At 63.7% G+C, this 17285-nt stretch carries 12 protein-coding genes and 2 riboswitches; of the genes, 6 read left to right on the top strand and 6 right to left on the bottom strand.

Going from position 1 to position 17285, the window contains the following annotated elements; all coding sequences use genetic code 11:
- The first annotated feature begins 248 nt into the window (after positions 1 to 248).
- A riboswitch (cobalamin riboswitch) is annotated at positions 249 to 453 on the top strand.
- Between the two features lie 117 nt (positions 454 to 570).
- The 5 genes from U1R88_RS00725 (at position 571) to metA (ending at position 8637) form a co-directional block, all read left to right on the top strand.
- Positions 571 to 1815, top strand: coding sequence for an aromatic ring-hydroxylating oxygenase subunit alpha (locus U1R88_RS00725; RefSeq protein WP_322429556.1), 1245 nt, complete (start codon positions 571 to 573; stop codon positions 1813 to 1815).
- Positions 1816 to 2043: 228 nt separating this feature from the next.
- A complete protein-coding gene (locus U1R88_RS00720; protein WP_425545369.1) occupies positions 2044 to 3132 on the top strand; it encodes an FAD-binding oxidoreductase in 1089 nt (362 codons plus the stop codon).
- Between the two features lies 1 nt (position 3133).
- A complete protein-coding gene (locus U1R88_RS00715; RefSeq protein WP_322429555.1) occupies positions 3134 to 3436 on the top strand; it encodes a hypothetical protein in 303 nt (100 codons plus the stop codon).
- A gap of 249 nt (positions 3437 to 3685) precedes the next feature.
- Complete coding sequence (gene metH / locus U1R88_RS00710) at positions 3686 to 7456, top strand: methionine synthase (RefSeq protein WP_322429554.1); 3771 nt, start codon at positions 3686 to 3688, stop codon at positions 7454 to 7456.
- A gap of 124 nt (positions 7457 to 7580) precedes the next feature.
- A riboswitch (SAM riboswitch) is annotated at positions 7581 to 7658 on the top strand.
- Positions 7659 to 7713: 55 nt separating this feature from the next.
- Positions 7714 to 8637, top strand: coding sequence for a homoserine O-acetyltransferase MetA (metA, locus tag U1R88_RS00705; RefSeq protein WP_322429553.1), 924 nt, complete (start codon positions 7714 to 7716; stop codon positions 8635 to 8637).
- A 57-nt stretch (positions 8638 to 8694) separates the two neighbouring features.
- Here metA and U1R88_RS00700 read toward each other — a convergent pair whose 3' ends face one another.
- Both U1R88_RS00700 and U1R88_RS00695 read right to left on the bottom strand, forming a co-directional pair.
- On the bottom strand, positions 8695 to 8976 hold the full coding sequence (locus U1R88_RS00700) for a YiaA/YiaB family inner membrane protein (RefSeq protein ID WP_322429552.1): 282 nt from the start codon (positions 8974 to 8976) through the stop codon (positions 8695 to 8697).
- 40 nt (positions 8977 to 9016) lie between these two features.
- Positions 9017 to 9706, bottom strand: a complete 690-nt coding sequence (locus U1R88_RS00695; protein WP_322430476.1) for a PspA/IM30 family protein — start codon at positions 9704 to 9706, stop codon at positions 9017 to 9019.
- A gap of 105 nt (positions 9707 to 9811) precedes the next feature.
- On the opposite strand from U1R88_RS00695, the gene U1R88_RS00690 reads away from it, so the two are divergent.
- The gene (locus tag U1R88_RS00690; protein ID WP_322429551.1) at positions 9812 to 10435 is read left to right on the top strand and encodes a TetR/AcrR family transcriptional regulator; all 624 of its coding nucleotides are present in this window, start codon (positions 9812 to 9814) and stop codon (positions 10433 to 10435) included.
- A 24-nt stretch (positions 10436 to 10459) separates the two neighbouring features.
- On the opposite strand, the gene U1R88_RS00685 is transcribed toward U1R88_RS00690, so the two are convergent.
- From U1R88_RS00685 to cckA, 4 genes are all read right to left on the bottom strand, one after another.
- Complete coding sequence (locus U1R88_RS00685; RefSeq protein WP_322429550.1) at positions 10460 to 12358, bottom strand: hypothetical protein; 1899 nt, start codon at positions 12356 to 12358, stop codon at positions 10460 to 10462.
- Between the two features lie 97 nt (positions 12359 to 12455).
- Positions 12456 to 13445, bottom strand: a complete 990-nt coding sequence (locus tag U1R88_RS00680) for an alpha/beta hydrolase (RefSeq protein WP_322429549.1) — start codon at positions 13443 to 13445, stop codon at positions 12456 to 12458.
- Positions 13446 to 13477: 32 nt separating this feature from the next.
- Positions 13478 to 14374, bottom strand: a complete 897-nt coding sequence (locus U1R88_RS00675) for an alpha/beta hydrolase (RefSeq protein ID WP_322429548.1) — start codon at positions 14372 to 14374, stop codon at positions 13478 to 13480.
- A 144-nt stretch (positions 14375 to 14518) separates the two neighbouring features.
- Positions 14519 to 17077 (bottom strand): cell cycle histidine kinase CckA, encoded by a 2559-nt coding sequence (cckA, locus tag U1R88_RS00670; protein WP_322429547.1) that lies wholly within the window; start codon positions 17075 to 17077, stop codon positions 14519 to 14521.
- Positions 17078 to 17285: the final 208 nt, after the last annotated feature.

The raw sequence follows: 17285 nt of genomic DNA, 5'->3' as shown, positions 1-17285 counted from the left end.
CGAGCCTGGTCTGCGCCACTCTCCCCCTTCTGTCGATGCTTCGCATCGCCACCTTCCCCGAAGTCGGGGAAGGATCAGCGCGCCTCACCTTGAAGCCTTGAGATATGTACATTCTTTAGCAGGCATGCGGGGAATGACGGACATTCGCTATCCCCTTCCCGACCTGCCCTCCTAAAACCCTCGATAACAATGTCCTGAACACACCATCATCCGTCGCATCACCTCTAGTCCGCGCGCCGACTCGATGTATTCTAATCCTCATTCGAGGTGCCGGTCCGCTCCCAAGGCGGCCCGGAGAATTGGGAAGCCGGTCCAAATCCGGCGCTGCCCCCGCAACGGTAGAGGAGAAGATCGCGGCACGTGCCACTGGGTCGGGAAGACCTGGGAAGGCGTCGCGGTCGGGCCGAAAGGCCGCTCCTGAGCCCGGAAACCAGCCCCGATGAAAACCGACGGACGCGGTGGGCGTTCCGGAAGGAGGTTCGGCTGTGCCATCGCATCGGCGCAGAGCTCCGATCCGCTTTCCCATCCCGCTGCCAAGTCAATGCATTGGTTGTCACGCGGGATTTTGACATGACTGCGCATCAGGACATGCTGGGCCGCCTCCGGGCCCACCATCCGGGCACCACGCTCGAAGGCAAATTCTACACTGACCCCGAGTTCTTCCGGCTGGATATGGAAAACATCTGGTATCGCGAATGGCTGTTCGCCGGCCATGACTGCGAGCTTGGCAAGCCGGGCAGCTATTTCACCCTCCAGGTCGGCGACTATCCGGTGATCGTGCTGCGCTCCGGCGACGGCGCCATCCGCGCCTTTCACAATTCCTGCCGGCACCGCGGATCGCGCCTGTGCGCAGCGGCAAGCGGCAGCGTCGCCAAGCTGGTCTGCCCCTATCATCAATGGACCTACGAACTCGACGGCCGCCTGCTGTTCGCCCGCGACATGGGGCCGGGCTTCGACGCGACGCAATACGGGCTCAAGCCTGTCCATTGCGAGAGCGTGGCCGGCTATATCTGGATCTGCCTCGCCAAGGAGGCGCCCGATTTCGAGACCTTCCGGGCCGGCACCATGCCCTATCTGGCTCCGCATGGCCTGAAGAACGCCAAGGTCGCCTTCGAAAGCACCATCGTCGAAAAAGGCAATTGGAAGCTGGTCTGGGAGAACAACCGCGAGTGCTATCATTGCGCGGGCAACCATCCCGAGCTTTGCCGCACCTTCCCCGAGGCCCCGACGGTGACGGGCGTGCAGGGTGCCGACAAGGATCCGCTCATCGGCCAGCATTGGCGACGCTGCGAGGAAGCCGGCCTGCCCAGCACTTTCAGCATTTCCGGTGACGGCCAGTTCCGCATGGCGCGCATGCCGCTGCTGCGCAATGCCGTCAGCTACACGATGTCCGGCAAGCCGGCCGTACAGCGACCGCTCAGCCCGACGATCGAGGAAGGTAATATCGGCGCCCTCCTGCTCTTCCACTACCCCACCACCTGGAACCACGTGCTGGGCGACCATGCGGTCAGCTTCCGCGTGCTTCCGATCGGGCCGAGGGAAACCCAGGTCACCACCAAATGGCTGGTACACAAGGATGCCGTCGAGGGCGTCGACTACGACCTCGATGAACTCACCCATGTCTGGCAGATGACCAACGACCAGGACCGCCAGATCGTCGAGGAGAACCAGCTCGGCGTCTCCTCGCCCGTCTACACGCCCGGCCCCTACGCGCCCGAGCACGAGGGCGGCGTAATGCAGTTCGTCGAGTGGTATCGCAACGCCATGGAAGCCGCGCTCGGTGGCGACGGCGTCCGCCTGCGCAGCGTGGCCTAGCGTCCCCATAGTCCATTCAGGTGGGGAGCGTTCCAGTTTGTCATAGCCGGGCTTGATCCGGCTATCCGGAAGCCACCAGCGCAATCGGGTTCGCAGCTGGATTGCCGGATCAAGCCCGGCAATGACGAAGGTCGCGCTCCCCAAGACACATCCTAATTCTATCCGGACCACCCGCCTCCCCAGCCGGAGAGGGTGCTTGCGAAACCGATATATACAAGGGTAGACACCATGCCGTCGTCCTCCGCAGCCCTGGCGAAGTTCAGGCATATCGACGAAACGCCGCCCTGGAACGACCAGAGCCAGGCGCTCGAATGCGTTTCGATCATCCATGAGGGTCGCGATGTCGCGACCTTCACCTTCCGCGCCGCCGAGCAGGGCTGGTTTCGCTATGAGCCCGGCCAGTTCATCACGCTGGAGATCCCGGCCGAGACGGGACCGGTGCTGCGCACCTATACGCTGTCATCCAGTCCGTCCCGCCCGCTCTCGATCAGCGTCACCGCAAAGGCCCAGGCCTCGAGCATCGGCACACGCTGGATGCTGGACAATCTCAAGCCTGGCACGCGGCTGAAGGCCTATGGCCCGCTCGGACAGTTCAGCTTCCATCGTCATCCGGCGGAGAAATACCTCTTCATCTCGGCTGGCTCGGGCATCACGCCGATGATGTCGATGACCCGGTTTGCCGAGGATTACGGCGCCGCCACCGATATCGCTTTCGTCAATTGCGCGCGCCGGCCGAGCGAGATCATCTTCCGGCAGGAACTGGAGCGCATGGCCGGGCGCATGCCGCGCCTGCGCCTCGCCTGGATCGTGGAGGAAACAGAAGCTCAAGAGGCCTGGAGCGGTTTCCAGGGTCGGCTCAACGCCCCGGCGCTGCGCCTGATCGCACCGGACTTCAGGGAACGCGAAGTGTTCTGCTGCGGTCCCGCCCCCTTCATGGCTGCGGTCAAGGACATGCTCGAAGCCAATGGCTACGACATGCGCCGCTATCATGAGGAGAGCTTCCAGCCGGCCGAAGCGCCGGCAGAGGACATCGGTATGGACGAGGCGCTCGCCGGCGAAGCCAGCGTGGCGTTCACCAAGTCCGGCATCGAGGTGCCGGCCTCCAGCCGCGACACCATTCTCCAGCTCGCCCGCAGCGCCGGCCTCAACATTCCGACCGGCTGCACCATGGGCCTGTGCGGCACCTGCAAGGTGCAATGCCTGTCGGGGGAGACCGCGATGACCCACCAGGGCGGCATTCGCGAGGAGGAAATCGCCGCCGGCCTCGTGCTGGCCTGCTGCACGAGGCCGCTTGGCCGCATCGAGATCGAGGCCTGAGATGACGATTGCCACGCACAACACCGTCGATGTCGATTCCGCCATCGTGCATTCTATCCTGAAAGCCACACGGGACGACGGTCCGGCCTTGCCGGAGGAGCAGGCCAGAACCCTCCTGCTGGCCTGGATCCTCAGCCGCGAAGACGGCGTTGACCTCGCCAGGGAAGCGGCCGATCTGAAAGTCCTGCTGCTCGAGGCCGCGACCACGGACAATCCGCTGCTGCCGCATCTGAGCACCCTGCTCGACGAGATCAGGGACCATGCCGGCCGACAACGTGGTCGGCGGCGGCGTATTGATGCCTGAAGAGGCGGACGAGACGTCCGCGGTCCCAGCCGCGGTGTCTCCCTCGCAATGCCGGAAAGATTCCCGCCGGAATCGCACCGGCTGGGATCGCCGACGTCTCGTCCGCCTCTTCTCTTCCCTTCCAGCCCGCCTCCCAGCATCCCCAGACAGAAAACCGGCGCTTCCAGGATAGTTCACCTTGACCTCTCCTGTCTCATTGCTATCATATAAGGATATCTTGATATCGTAATTCCGTTATAGGAGCTCGTGATGAGCGCTCCGGTCGAAGCCCTGTTCGCCGCGCCTGCCCAAACCGACCGGGGCGCGGAGATTCTTGCCGCCCTTACCGCCGCCGCGCGGGAGCGCATCCTCATCCTCGACGGCGCGATGGGCACGCAGATCCAGGGGCTCGGCTTCGAGGAAGACCATTTCCGCGGCGAGCGCTTCGTCGGCTGCGAGTGCCACCTCAAGGGCAACAACGACCTGCTCACCCTCACCCAGCCAGCGGCGATCGAGGCGATCCACTACGCCTATGCCATGGCCGGGGCCGACATATTGGAGACGAACACCTTCTCCTCCACCTCGATCGCCCAGGCCGATTACGGCATGCAGGAAGCGGTCTACGACCTCAATCGCGATGGTGCGCGCCTCGCCCGCCGCGCCGCGATCAAGGCGCAGCAGCAGGACGGGCGCCGGCGCTTCGTCGCCGGCGCGCTCGGCCCGACCAACCGCACCGCCTCGATCTCGCCCGATGTCAACAATCCCGGCTATCGCGCCGTCAGCTTCGACGACCTCCGCATCGCCTATGCCGAGCAGATCCGCGGCCTCATCGACGGCGGCGCCGACATCATCCTGATCGAAACCATTTTCGACACGCTCAACGCCAAGGCGGCGATCTTCGCCTGCGAGGAAGTGTTCGGCGAAAAGGATGTGCGCCTGCCCGTGATGATCTCGGGTACCATCACCGATCTCTCGGGCCGTACCCTCAGCGGGCAGACGCCGACGGCGTTCTGGCATTCGGTGCGGCATGCTCGGCCCTTCACCATCGGCCTCAACTGCGCGCTCGGCGCCAATGCGATGCGGGCGCATCTCGACGAGATCTCCACGGTCGCCGAGACCTTCGTCTGCGCCTATCCCAATGCAGGCCTGCCCAATGAGTTCGGCCAGTATGACGAGAGCCCCGAGGCGATGGCGGCACAGATCGAGGGCTTTGCCCGCGACGGCCTGGTCAACATCGTCGGCGGCTGCTGCGGCTCGACGCCCGAGCATATCCGCGCCATCGCCGAAGCCGTCGGACGGCACGCGCCGCGCCCGATTCCCGAGTTCGAGCCCAAGATGAAACTGTCGGGCCTGGAGCCCTTCACGCTCGACGCCACCATCCCCTTCGTGAACGTCGGCGAGCGCACCAACGTCACCGGCTCGGCCAAGTTCCGCAAGCTCATCACCGCGGGCGACTATGCGACCGCGCTCGATATCGCCCGCGACCAGGTGGCCAATGGCGCCCAGGTCATCGACATCAACATGGACGAGGGTCTGATCGATTCCGAAAAGGCCATGGTCGAGTTTCTCAATTTGATCGCGGCCGAGCCGGACATCGCCCGCGTGCCGGTGATGATCGACTCCTCGAAATTCTCGATCATCGAGGCCGGCCTGAAATGCGTGCAGGGCAAGCCCCTGGTCAATTCCATCTCGATGAAGGAAGGCGAGGAAGCCTTCCTGCATCATGCCCGGCTGGTGCGCGCCTATGGCGCCGCCGTGGTGGTGATGGCCTTCGACGAGCAGGGACAGGCCGACACGCTGGAACGCAAGGTCCAGATCTGCACCAGGGCCTACAAGCTCCTGACTGAAGAGGCCGGCTTCCCGCCCGAGGACATCGTCTTCGATCCCAACATCTTCGCGGTCGCCACCGGCATCGAGGAACATAACGGCTATGGCGTCGCCTTCATCGAGGCGACCAGGCAGATCAGGACCACCCTGCCCCATGCCCATATTTCGGGCGGCGTCTCCAATCTCTCCTTCTCGTTCCGCGGCAATGAGCCGGTGCGAGAGGCCATGCACGCCGTGTTCCTCTACCATACCATCCAGGCTGGCATGGACATGGGCATCGTCAATGCCGGCCAGCTCGCCGTCTACGAATCCATCGATCCGGAGCTGCGCGACGCCTGCGAGGACGTGGTGCTCAACCGCCGCGACGATGCGACGGAGCGCCTGCTGGCGCTGGCCGAACGTTTCCGTGGCGCGGGTACGAAGGAGGCCAAGGTGCAGGATCTGGCCTGGCGTGCCTGGCCGGTGGAAAAGCGCCTGGAGCACGCGCTGGTCAACGGCATCACCGACCACATCAACGAGGATACTGAGGAAGCGCGTCTGGCGGCGGAGCGCCCGCTGCACGTCATCGAAGGTCCGCTGATGGCCGGCATGAACGTGGTGGGCGACCTCTTCGGCTCGGGCAAGATGTTCCTGCCGCAGGTGGTCAAGTCGGCCCGCGTGATGAAGCAGGCCGTGGCCGTGCTGCTGCCTTATATGGAAGCGGAGAAGGCCGCCAATGGCGGCGAGGTTCGCCAGAGCGCCGGCAAGGTGCTGATGGCGACGGTGAAGGGCGACGTGCACGATATCGGCAAGAACATCGTCGGCGTCGTGCTCGCCTGCAACAATTACGAGATCATCGATCTCGGCGTGATGGTGCCTTCGAGCAAGATCCTCGAAGTCGCGCGCAAGGAACAGGTCGACATCATCGGGCTGTCGGGCCTGATCACGCCTTCGCTCGACGAAATGGTGCATGTCGCTTCCGAAATGGAGCGCGAGGGCTTCGACATTCCGCTTCTCATCGGCGGCGCCACCACCAGCCGCGTCCACACCGCCGTGAAGGTGCATCCGCGCTATGACCGTGGCCAGGCCGTCTATGTCACCGATGCCAGCCGCGCCGTCGGCGTGGTCTCCAGCCTGCTCTCCCCGACGATCAAGCCGGGCTATATCGAAACCGTCCAGGCAGAATATACCAAGGTTGCGGCGGCCCACGCCCGCAGCGAGGCCGACAAGCTGCGCCTGCCGCTCGCCAAGGCCCGGGCCAACGCCCACAAGGTGGACTGGACCGGCTTCACGGCGCCGAAACCATCCTTCCTGGGAACACGGGTCTTCGAGAACTACGATCTCGCCGAGCTGGCGCGCTATATCGACTGGACGCCTTTCTTCCAGACCTGGGAGCTCAAAGGGCGCTATCCCGCCATCCTATCCGACGAGAAGCAGGGCGCGGCCGCGCGCCAGCTCTTCGACGATGCCCAAACTATGCTGGCACGCATCATCGCGGAGAAATGGTTCCAGCCAAAAGCCATCATCGGCTTCTGGCCAGCGAATGCCGTCGGCGACGATGTCCGGCTGTATACGGACGAGAGCCGCAGCCAGCCACTCGCAAGCCTGCACACTTTGCGCCAGCAGCTCACCAAGCGCGACGGACGGGCCAATGTCGCCCTCTCCGACTTCGTCGCCCCTGAGGCCAGCGGGCACGGCGACTATCTCGGCGGCTTCGTGGTCACGGCCGGCATGGAAGAGGAAGCGATCGCCCATCGTTTCGAGCGCGCCAATGACGATTATGGCTCGATCCTGGTAAAGGCGCTGGCCGACCGTTTCGCCGAGGCCTTCGCCGAGCGCATGCACGAGCGCGTGCGCAAAGAATTCTGGGGCTATGCGGCCGACGAGAACCTCGCCCCCGACGAACTCATCGGCGAGCCCTATCGCGGCATCCGCCCTGCCCCCGGCTATCCCGCCCAGCCCGACCATACCGAGAAGGGCACGCTCTTCCGCCTGCTCGACGCCGAGGCCCGCATCGGCGTGCAGCTGACCGAAAGCTATGCGATGTGGCCGGGCGCCTCCGTGTCCGGGCTCTATTTCGCCCATCCCGATGCCTATTATTTCGGGGTGTCGAAGATCGAGCAGGACCAGGTCGAGGACTATGCGGACCGCAAGGGCATGACGGTGCAGGAAGCCGAACGCTGGCTCTCGCCGGTGCTCAACTATGTGCCCGGCGTCAAGGAGGCGGCGGAGTAAACCTCTGGGACCGCCAGCTTCCAGCTGGCTCTTCCTCACCCGAGCGGCATCGCTTCCAAGGAAGAGTCGGCAGGAAGCCGGCGGTCCCAGGATTGCCATTGATTTCGGCGCGCGCCAGGATTACCTCTTCTCCCGTGGTGATTTGGCCGGCCGGCTTGCAGCCACGTTAAACAACTCGCTAAAGGGCCGCTGGATGCATTCCATCCGTGGACCTGTCGCATTGCTTTCCGGCTGGCCCAACGTCGATCGAGTGCAACATGCCTATCAAGATTCCGGATACTTTGCCTGCCTTCTCCACCCTGGTCAGCGAAGGGGTGCGGGTGATGACGGAAACGGCCGCCATCCGGCAGGACATCCGCCCACTGCAGATCGGCCTGCTCAACCTGATGCCGAACAAGATCCGCACCGAACTGCAGATGGCGCGTCTGGTCGGAGCGACGCCGCTGCAGGTCGAGCTGTCGCTGGTTCGCGTCGGCGGCCATCGCGCCAAGAACACCTCGGAAGACCACCTGCTCGCCTTCTACGAAACCTGGGAGGAAGTCCGCGACCGCAAGTTCGACGGCTTCATCATCACCGGCGCGCCGGTGGAGACGCTCCCCTTCGAGGACGTGACCTATTGGAAGGAACTCGAGCAGATCCTGGACTGGACCACGACCAACGTCCATTCCACGCTGAACGTGTGCTGGGGCGCGATGGCGGCGATCTGGCACTTCCACCGCATTCCCAAATATGATCTGACCGAGAAGGCCTTCGGGGTCTACCAGCACCACAACCGCAAGCCGGCCTCCATCTATCTGAACGGCTTTTCGGACGACTTTCACATCCCGGTCTCGCGCTGGACGGAAGTGCGTGGCGAAGATGTGCGCAAGAACCCGAAGCTGGAGATCCTGATGGATTCGGATGAGACCGGCGTGTGTCTCATCCACGAGCAGAAGGGCAACCGGCTCTATTTGTTCAACCATGTCGAATATGAATCGACCTCGCTGGCCGACGAATATTTCCGCGACGTCGAGTCGGGCGTGCCGATCAAGTTGCCGAAGAACTACTTCCCCTATGACGACCCGTCCTTCCCGCCGCGCAATTTCTGGCGCAGCCATGCCCATCTCCTGTTCGGCAACTGGATCAACGAAATCTACCAGACGACCTCCTACGATCTGGCGGAGGTCGGCAAGGGACGTTGAGAAGCATCGGCTGCGCGGGCGCCCCGGCCCACCGCGTTTCGCGCACCCCCACCCCCGTCAATCCTTGGCGCGGTCTATGCGCATCAGCAATTGCTCGGTCTTGGCGTCCTCGATGCGGTTGTGCAGCCGGCCGGCCTCCTGCTGGTCGCGCAGGGTCTTGCTCAGTGTCACGCAGGTCTGGATCAGCATCACTGTGCCCATGCTCAGGTAGGCCTTGATCCAGATATCGACCGGAAGAAACAGGATGCCGAGGCCGACCATGCCGGCAGCACCGGCGAAGGCGGCATAGGTGAAGGTCACCCAGGCATTGGAGTGCTTGATCAGGTTTGACTGTTCCATGGGATTGTCTCGATTTTTCAGAAGTTGAAAGAAGGGTGGCTCAGGCAGCCTGTGCCGCTTGTGCCTTCAAGCGCGCCAGCACGTCCTTGGCCGTCGTCCGCGTCGAGGGGCCGAACCCCTCCGCCTCGAGCTTTTCGGCTGTCGCCGCCGAGCGCCCCCCGGTGTCAAGGGCCTCGAGCTCGAGGTCCACGTCGTCCTGATGGACCTGGCGCTCCCTGAGGCGGGCCAGCGTCCTCTCGGCGTCGGTCAGGGCCGAACCGGGTGCGGCCTCGGCGAAGCCCGATTTGAGCTTGTTCACCGTCTCGGCGGCCGCGGTGATACGCCGGCCCCGTTCGATTTCGAGAAACCGGCGCTCGGCTGCCGCCAGCTTGGTGCGCAGCCGTGCCGCTTCCGCGGCGAAAGTCGCCTGGGCGGCGGCAATGGCCGCGGCATCGTTTTCCAGATTGGCGATTTCGGCCGCCGCCTCCCCCGCCAGGTCGTCGCGCCCGCCGCGCAGCGCCTCGATGGCGCGTCCGTCGAGATCAGCGATGCGCCGCCGCAGATCGCCGAGCCGGCGCGCCTGGGCCTTGTCCTGGGCGATGGCCACCGCCAAGGCTCGCCGTCCCTGTTCGAGGCCGGCGCGGGCATCCCGGATCTGCTGGTCCAGGATCCGCACGGCATTGCGATCGATCAGATTGTCCTCCGCTTCGGCGGCAGCACCGCGGAACAAGGTCACGATGGTCTTGAACATCATGCTCTCCGTGTTATGAACAACGTTCACAATTTGAACGCTAACCGAATCATGAACTATGTTCAAGATAAATTTTGAACAATGTTCAAAAGGAACGCATCAGGGATGACGAAGGCCCAGGCAAGACGGGAAGAGCTGCGGGACAAGCTGATCGGAGCGGCCGAAAAAACCATCGCCGAACAGGGTCACGCAGCCCTGAAGGCGCGGGCTCTCGCCGAGGAGGTCGGCTGTGCCCTCGGTGCCATCTATACGGTGTTTCCCGATCTCACCGCCCTGATCCTGGCCGTCAACGCGCGCAGCTTTGGCCTGCTCGACGCCATTCTGGGACGGCAAGCCGAATTGGCCGCCATAGACGGCGGCAGCCCGCGTGCCATCGCCAATCGTACGCTGATCGCACTCGCCAACGGCTATCTCGATTTCGCCGCCGAGCATGGCGGGCGCTGGCACGCCTTGTTCGACCTTCGCCTGCCTGAAGGGCAGGAACTGCCGAAAGAGCATCTCAGCCGGCAGGACGTCCTGTTCAGGCATCTGGAAGCCCCCCTTGCCGTGCTCCAGCCTGGCCTCGCCGCCGCCGAAAGAGCCTTGCTCGCCCGCTCCCTATTCTCGGCCGCCCATGGCATGGTGCTGCTTGGTCTCGAGGGCAAGCTGGTGCAGTTGCCCCTGCCCTATCTGCGCGAACAGATCGCCCTGGTGGTCAGCGCCATGGGCCGGGGCCTCGAAAGTGCATGAGAAACCACCGGTTGCCGGGATGGCTCAACGCAGACCCAGCCGCCTGGCGACACGCTTGCGGTGGTCGATGACCGTATGCCGGTAGAGCGATGGGTCCAGCCGCAATTCCGGTGAGATTGGCCATTTCATTCCTGCCAGATCCAGCATGGTCTGGGCATTGCTGCCCATTTTCGACATGCCCGTGCCCCCTTCGCCGAAGCGTGCCACCGCATTGTCGCCGAGCCGAACGATCTGGCCGTTGTTGGGGCCATTGATGCCTCGCGTGCAAGGCCATGCGCAGATCACGTCCTCGAAGGCCAGGCCGCATTCCGGCGTCAATATGGCGAGGATGCTCGCCAGCGCATTGATGGCGTAGCTCCGGCTATAGACAGGCAGGCCGATCATGCCGCCACAGGTCAGTTTCATCACCAGATGGCTGGAGGTTCGCCCCATCTCGACGAAATGCGTCTGTTTCATTCCGGTAAAAGGCAGGTTCCGCACCTTGTCGGGATCGGTGATCCTGAACAGGAGCTGGGCCGAAAGGCCGGTCGCGATGGTCTGATGGGGAACGGGCAGATCGAGGCCAAGGCGATCCGACAGGGCCGGCAGCATGTGGCCGGTCGGCTCATAATGGAATGTCGCCGTCGGGCCGAGCGAGAGGCACAGATGGTCCAAGGCCAGATGCGAGGGCATCCCCGTGTTCATGTCCTCCACGGTGACCGCAGCCGCCCGGGCCGTGCCATGCCCGTCCTCCTCGAAATAGACCTGCGTCAAGCGCTGCCGGTGCCGGCATTCGATGCCGTTGCGCTCCATGGCGTCCATGCAGAGGCGATCGAAACCATGGCGAATGCAACCATTGTCCAGGAAGAGATCGCCTGACACCACGCGATTCAGGATGGCGGAGCCATAGAAGGCCTCCAGGCTGGCCGCGTCGAGCTTGCGGATCGCCAGACCGACATCCTCCGCAAGCTCGCGGTTGTCGACCAGGGAAGCCTCATGGTTCCTGCGCGAGAGATAGAGGAAGACGGCACGTGGACTCTCCTGGTGGAGACGCAGCCGGATCTCCATCTGCCGCTCGATCTCGGCGAGAATCCGCGTCGAAACCTTGCTGGCCAAGCGGCTCTTCAGATGAGCCGTCGGCCATCCCCGGAGTTTGCGAACGCGCTGCGCCAGGCCGTGCCATTCGTTGTGAAGATAGACAGGCAAATCCCGCAACCGAACGCCGCGGGGCCAAAGGTCGACCTTCCTGTAATCGACGCCGAGGGCAACCGAAGCATCCGCCTCGCCGAAGATGGCGCGTCGGAGGGCGGTACCCAGGATGCCGAGCCCGGTGTTGTCGAGTTCGGCGTTGAGCGCATTGGCATGATTGACGTGCTCGTAACTCGCCGAACCGCTTTCATTGGACTGCTCGGCTCCATCCAGCACGAACACCACGTCCGACGCGTCGGCAGGGTTTGTTTGCAAGCCGCTCAGAAGGGCGCCGATCTTGGCGGCGGGACCTCCGGCAAATATCGCCCTCGGCCGGCAGATACCGACCTCGCGTGCCTTGCGGTGCTCCCCGGCAACCCGCCGCGCCTCTTCGCAGGCTGTATCGAGCCGTGCGACGAAAACCTTGTTCTGCCCCCTCACCCGCACGTCCTTGCAGGCAAAGGCGGGCTGATAGGGACTTTCGGAGATCAAGAAGGGATTGGCTGCCACCATGGCTTCATAGGCCTGGCGTACTGGGGCAGACGGATTGACCCATGTCGCCTTGCCCGCGAAATAGTCCCCATCCAAGAGGTAGTCCAGAAACAGGCCGCCCGAGGGATTGGCCCGGGTCATCGCCCTGCGCAGGTGGTCCAGCGAGGGGAACACCCGCGTCGGATCCGCGTTGAAATAGCCGGACGAGGCCCCACAGCCGGCTTCAGGACGTTCGAGGCGGGGAAAACAAGTCTCGGAATGCATGCCGCTATCAGGAAAGGCTGGGATATCGACCTTCGTCCACCACCTCTATCTACAACCATAGATGGTATGATTTAAGAGCAAACAACGACCAGGCGTTCTACGGACCTTCGCTTCCCGCGGATCGCAAGACGCCCTGGCGTGACTGCATCGTCTTGCCGCCGCCGAGCGCCGAGGTGATGGCCCAGGTGAATCCGGGCGGAATGGTGTTCCGGTGGTTCTTGCCCGGCACCACCAGGGTACGGATGGACAGGCTTGGGAAGCTGCGCTGTTTCAGCTGCGCCTCGAACGCCTTCATGTCGCCGACCATGTCCCTGGTCTGGCCACGCCGGGCCGGCTCGTAACGGCTGACTTCCAAGCCGCCGGCATACATCAACACGTTGGCCTTCAGGTCGCTGTTGGCTTTGGCATAGTTGGTTTCGAGCGCCAGAATGGCGTGATCCGCGAACCAGAGCGACAGGCTTCCGAGAATGTAGGTCTTGAACAGGCCCGGCTCCGTCAGCAGGATGCGGGTGCCCAGGAGACCGCCATAGGAATGTCCCCAATAGAGACGCAGGCCGGGGTCCACCCGATACAAGCTCTCGACATGGGGGATCACCGTGGCGCGCAGATAAAGCTGATAGGCCTGTCCGCCGCCATAGGCGGTATCGCCGGGCTTGAGGGGAACAGGGGTGTAGTCGCGCTTGCGGCTCACCTCCAGGGTCTCTCCCTTGGCATAGGAAAGCCCGATGGGTTCTTCGGTCAGTTCCCCCTTGCTGTAAAGGGCTTTGACCAGGCAGGTCAGCGGACGGGTCGCACGGCCGCCATCGGCCAGATAGAGAACCGGGTGACGCTTCGAGGTATCGGCGTCGTAGTCGGGCGGCAGGCTGATCTCGACGTCATAGGATCGCCCGGAAACCGGATCCGGCACCGACAGGGTCTGGATGCCGCCGGGATCGCAATTGCGCCAATTGCCGGGCTTGGTCTGCGCTGCGGCCGCCGGCGTGCCCAGGCCCAGGAGAGCGATTGCGGCCCAGCCGAGTGCGGCTCGCACGACATCCCGCCGAACCAACTGCCAGACACCGCGCCCTGTCCGATGCAAAGCCGACACGCAAAGGCCCCCTGGATCCGCCTGCATTACCTTCACCGCGCCGAGAGGCCGCCGAGAGCCGAAGTGATGGCCCAGGAAAAGCCTGGCGGGATGGCGGTGCGGTGATTCTTGCCGGCCACGACCAGAGAGCGAATGGTCAGGCTCGAAAAACCCCGCGATTTCAATCGCTTCTCGAATGTCCTGACATCGGCGACCATGTCCTGGGTATTGCCCCGCCGGCCAGGATCGTAGCGGCTGATCTCGTCGCCGCCGACATAGATCAGGACATCAGCCTCGAGATCGCGGTGCGTCTTGGCGTAATCGGCCTCGATCGACAGAATGGCATAGTCGGCGAACCAGAAGGACGGACTGCCGAGAATATAGGATCGGAAGAGGCCGGGTTCCGTCAGCAGGATGCGCGCGCCCAGAAGCCCGCCATAGGAATGCCCCCAGAACAGCCGCCGCCCCGGATCGGCGCGATAAGAGCCCTCGATCGCGGGAATGACGGTCCTGCCGAGATAGACCTGGAAGGTCCCGGCCCCACCATAGCCGGATTTGTCGGCCACCGGCGTATAGTCCCGCGCCCGGCTCACCGCGAAACCTTCGCCCCTGGCATAGGAAAGGCCGACGAGGATGGGCTCATCCGCGAGCCTGCCTTCGCGGTGGAGCTTTCTCACCAGCCGAAGGGCCTCCTGGCGCCGGGGTTCCTTCGACAGGCAGGTGGCCGATGTGGCAAGGTGCCCCCCATCGGCATAATAAAGTACCGCAAAGCGCTTGGTTGGATTGGCCTGATAATCCGATGGCAGCGTGATCTCGACATCATAGGATCGCCCCGAAACGGGATCGGGAATCGAGCGGATCTGCGTGCCGCCGAGATCGCATCCCGGCGTCTCCGCGGCTTCGGCAGGAGCGGAAATGGCGCACAATAGCGCCACAACGGCTGCGATCACTCGGATATTCGCAAGAAAAATCAATAAAACAACACCTGAACTATCGCTGAACAGTCATCCGCATCGAATGTTCAGCGCCCTTCTCGCGAAGGTCAGCCACGACGGCGGCGGGGTAACCGTGAGTTCGAGCCCGCCGCCACTGCCCTACGGCTTCATGTTGGACTTCACGGCCTCGACCAACTGCTTCATCGAGAAGGGCTTGGGCAGGAAGGCGAACTCCTCGCCCTCCGGCATGTTCTTGGCGAAGGCTTCCTCGGCATAGCCGGAGACGAAGATGATCCGCGTCTTCGACTGGCGCCTGCGCATCTCCTTGAGCAGGGTCGGCCCGTCCATTTCCGGCATCACCACGTCGGAGACGACGAGATCGATCTCGCTCTCGCCTTCGTCGATGATCTGCAGGGCCTCGATGCCGGAGCCGGCCTCGATCACCTCGAAGCCGCGTGCCGCTAGGGTACGCGCGGAGAGCGCGCGCAGAGCTTCCTCGTCCTCGACCAGCAGGATGCGGCCGCGCCCGGTGAGATCGGTCATCTCCTTGGCCTTGGCCGGCGTCGAACCAGCCTGGTCCGGAGCACTCTCAGCCTCGACGGTTGCGGCCTTCGCCGGCTCGACCAGACGCGGCAGGAAGATCTGGAAGATCGTGCCCTTGCCCTCCACCGAATGGACGAGGATGGAGCCACCCGTCTGCTTGACGATGCCGTAAACGGTCGAAAGCCCAAGGCCGGTGCCTTTGCCGACGTCCTTGGTGGTGAAGAAGGGCTCGAAGATCTTGTCCAGAACGGCCGGCGGTATGCCGCTGCCATTGTCCTCGACTTCGACGGTGACATAGTCGGCCGGCGGCAGTTCGCTGCGGTCGAGGGCGCTCGCCTCCGAGATCGGCACATTGCGCGTGCGGATGATCACCTTGCCGCCGTCGGGCATGGCATCACGCGCATTGACGGTGAGGTTCATCACCACTTGTTCGAACTGGTTGACGTCCACCTTCACCGGCCACAGATCGCGGCCATGCACGACCTCCAGCGCCACCTTCTCACCCAGCAGGCGCCGCAGCAGCATCGACAGGTCCGACATCGCGTCGTTGAGGTTCAGCACCTGCGGGCGCAGGGTCTGGCGGCGCGAGAAGGCAAGCAACTGGCGCACCAGATTGGCGGCGCGGTTGGCGTTGCTCTTGATCGCCATGATGTCCTGGAAGGCGGGATCACCGGGCTTGTGGCTGCCGAGCAGGGAATCGGCCGCCAGCATGATCACTCCGAGCACATTGTTGAAATCGTGCGCCACGCCGCCGGCGAGCTGCCCGACCGCGTTCATCTTCTGGCTCTGGGTGAACTGCTCCTGCAGCGTGCGCTGCTCGGTGGTGTCGATCATGTAGACGATCGCCGCTTCCTTCTCGTTCTCGCCGCGATCGACGGGCGCGAACCAGAAGCGGGCGGAGCGGCTGCCCTGTCCGACCAAGGAGGCCTCGGCCGGTTCGATGTCGCCCCGACCGGCCATGGCAAGGCGGGTCAGTTTGCTCAGCCCCTCGCGGTCGCGCTCGATGACGGCCTCGAGCAGGGAATGGCCCGGCGCATCGCCGTTGAGGGACTCCTTGAACAGCCGCATGAACGCTGCGTTGGTACGCGCGATCCTGGCGTTTTCGTCAATGGTCGCAATGGCCAGGGGAGAATTGTTGAAGAAGCGGGCAAACCGCACTTCTGCCGCCCGCAGGCCTTCGGAGACGTCGCCGCCCGGGCCGCGATAGATCACCAGCGTGCGCGACGGACCGGGCTGGCCGTCGGCGGCAAAGGCGATCTTGTGGAACAGGCGCACCGGCATGATGGTGCCGTTGCGCCGCCTGAGATCGATGTCGAAAATCTCGGTGCGCACGCTGCCCGGCTCGCTGGCCTGCGTCACGACCAGGGCGCCGGCATTGCCGGGGGCGATATCGGCCAGCGTCAGGCCACCCGTGCCGAACTGGGCGAGATCATAGTCGAGCCAGCCGGCAAGCGTGGCGTTGAGATAGACGATCTCGCCCGAGGGATCGGCGGAGAAGAAACCGGCCGGCGCATGGTCGAGATAATCGATGGCGTGCTGCAACTCCTGGAACACGTTTTCCTGGCGCTCGCGCTCGCGCGTGATGTCGGCGACGGTCCATACCGTTTCCCCTGCTCCAGACGGGCGCTCGATCGGGCGCACCCGCACGCGATACCAGGAAGCCGTTCCGGCAGGCGGGGCGGAAGCGATGCGGAACTCCTCGGCGAGGCGCTGGCCGACCCGTGCGGCCTGGGCCAGGCGGTAGGTTGCCTCCGAAACGTCGGGGTCACCGGTGAAGGCCCGTTCCACCGTGCGGATGTCCTGCTCGCCCATCGCACCGGTCAGCATCAGATAGGCCGCGTTGGCATAGATGATGCGACCATCCTTGTTGGTGACGAGGATGCCTTCGGGAGAATCGTCAGCGATCAGCTTGGTGAGATCGTTGCGGGCAGTCGCTGTCAGGCCGAAATGCGCGATACCCATTGCCAAGGCAAACATCATCAACATGCCGAGGATGGCAAAGATCGAAAGAATGCCGAAACTCGCAGCCCACCCCCATTCAGATGGAAGCAGATAAACGCCAAAGGCAATCACGATGATCACCGCTGCGAGCACGAGCACCCAGAAGATGCCGCTGGGCCGTTCGCTGCGATCGACCGCGGCGCCGCGTGCCGCCGCCTCCTCGCCTTCAGCCATGTTCAACCCCACCGCGCATCGTCAAAGGGCGATTCGCTCCGGCGAACCGCATAATGGTCAGTTTGGCTTAGCAGTTCACATTTCAAAATGTGTTAACCTCGTTGACCAAAAATATCCTGACCCTTTGCGGCGATTTAGCACCATCCAAAGATGTGCCGGGCCATGGTGCATCCCTGCTGAAACAGGCGAGAGGAAAGAAAAATCCGCC

The organism is Labrys sedimenti (assembly GCF_034424805.1).
Classification (GTDB): domain Bacteria; phylum Pseudomonadota; class Alphaproteobacteria; order Rhizobiales; family Labraceae; genus Labrys; species Labrys sedimenti.
Note: the sequence above shows the minus strand (reverse complement) of the source record. Positions and strands in the feature narration are given on the sequence as shown.

Bases quoted from the DNA above. Each gene is read 5' to 3' on its own strand.
- metA (WP_322429553.1), top strand. From the start codon at position 7,714: ATGCCTATCAAGATTCCGGATACTTTGCCTGCCTTCTCCACCCTGGTC.
- U1R88_RS00685 (WP_322429550.1), bottom strand. From the start codon at position 12,358: ATGCATTCCGAGACTTGTTTTCCCCGCCTCGAACGTCCTGAAGCCGGC.
- U1R88_RS00725 (WP_322429556.1), top strand. From the start codon at position 571: ATGACTGCGCATCAGGACATGCTGGGCCGCCTCCGGGCCCACCATCCG.
- U1R88_RS00715 (WP_322429555.1), top strand. From the start codon at position 3,134: ATGACGATTGCCACGCACAACACCGTCGATGTCGATTCCGCCATCGTG.
- U1R88_RS00700 (WP_322429552.1), bottom strand. From the start codon at position 8,976: ATGGAACAGTCAAACCTGATCAAGCACTCCAATGCCTGGGTGACCTTC.
- cckA (WP_322429547.1), bottom strand. From the start codon at position 17,077: ATGGCTGAAGGCGAGGAGGCGGCGGCACGCGGCGCCGCGGTCGATCGC.
- metH (WP_322429554.1), top strand. From the start codon at position 3,686: ATGAGCGCTCCGGTCGAAGCCCTGTTCGCCGCGCCTGCCCAAACCGAC.
- U1R88_RS00690 (WP_322429551.1), top strand. From the start codon at position 9,812: ATGACGAAGGCCCAGGCAAGACGGGAAGAGCTGCGGGACAAGCTGATC.
- U1R88_RS00720 (WP_425545369.1), top strand. From the start codon at position 2,044: ATGCCGTCGTCCTCCGCAGCCCTGGCGAAGTTCAGGCATATCGACGAA.
- U1R88_RS00695 (WP_322430476.1), bottom strand. From the start codon at position 9,706: ATGTTCAAGACCATCGTGACCTTGTTCCGCGGTGCTGCCGCCGAAGCG.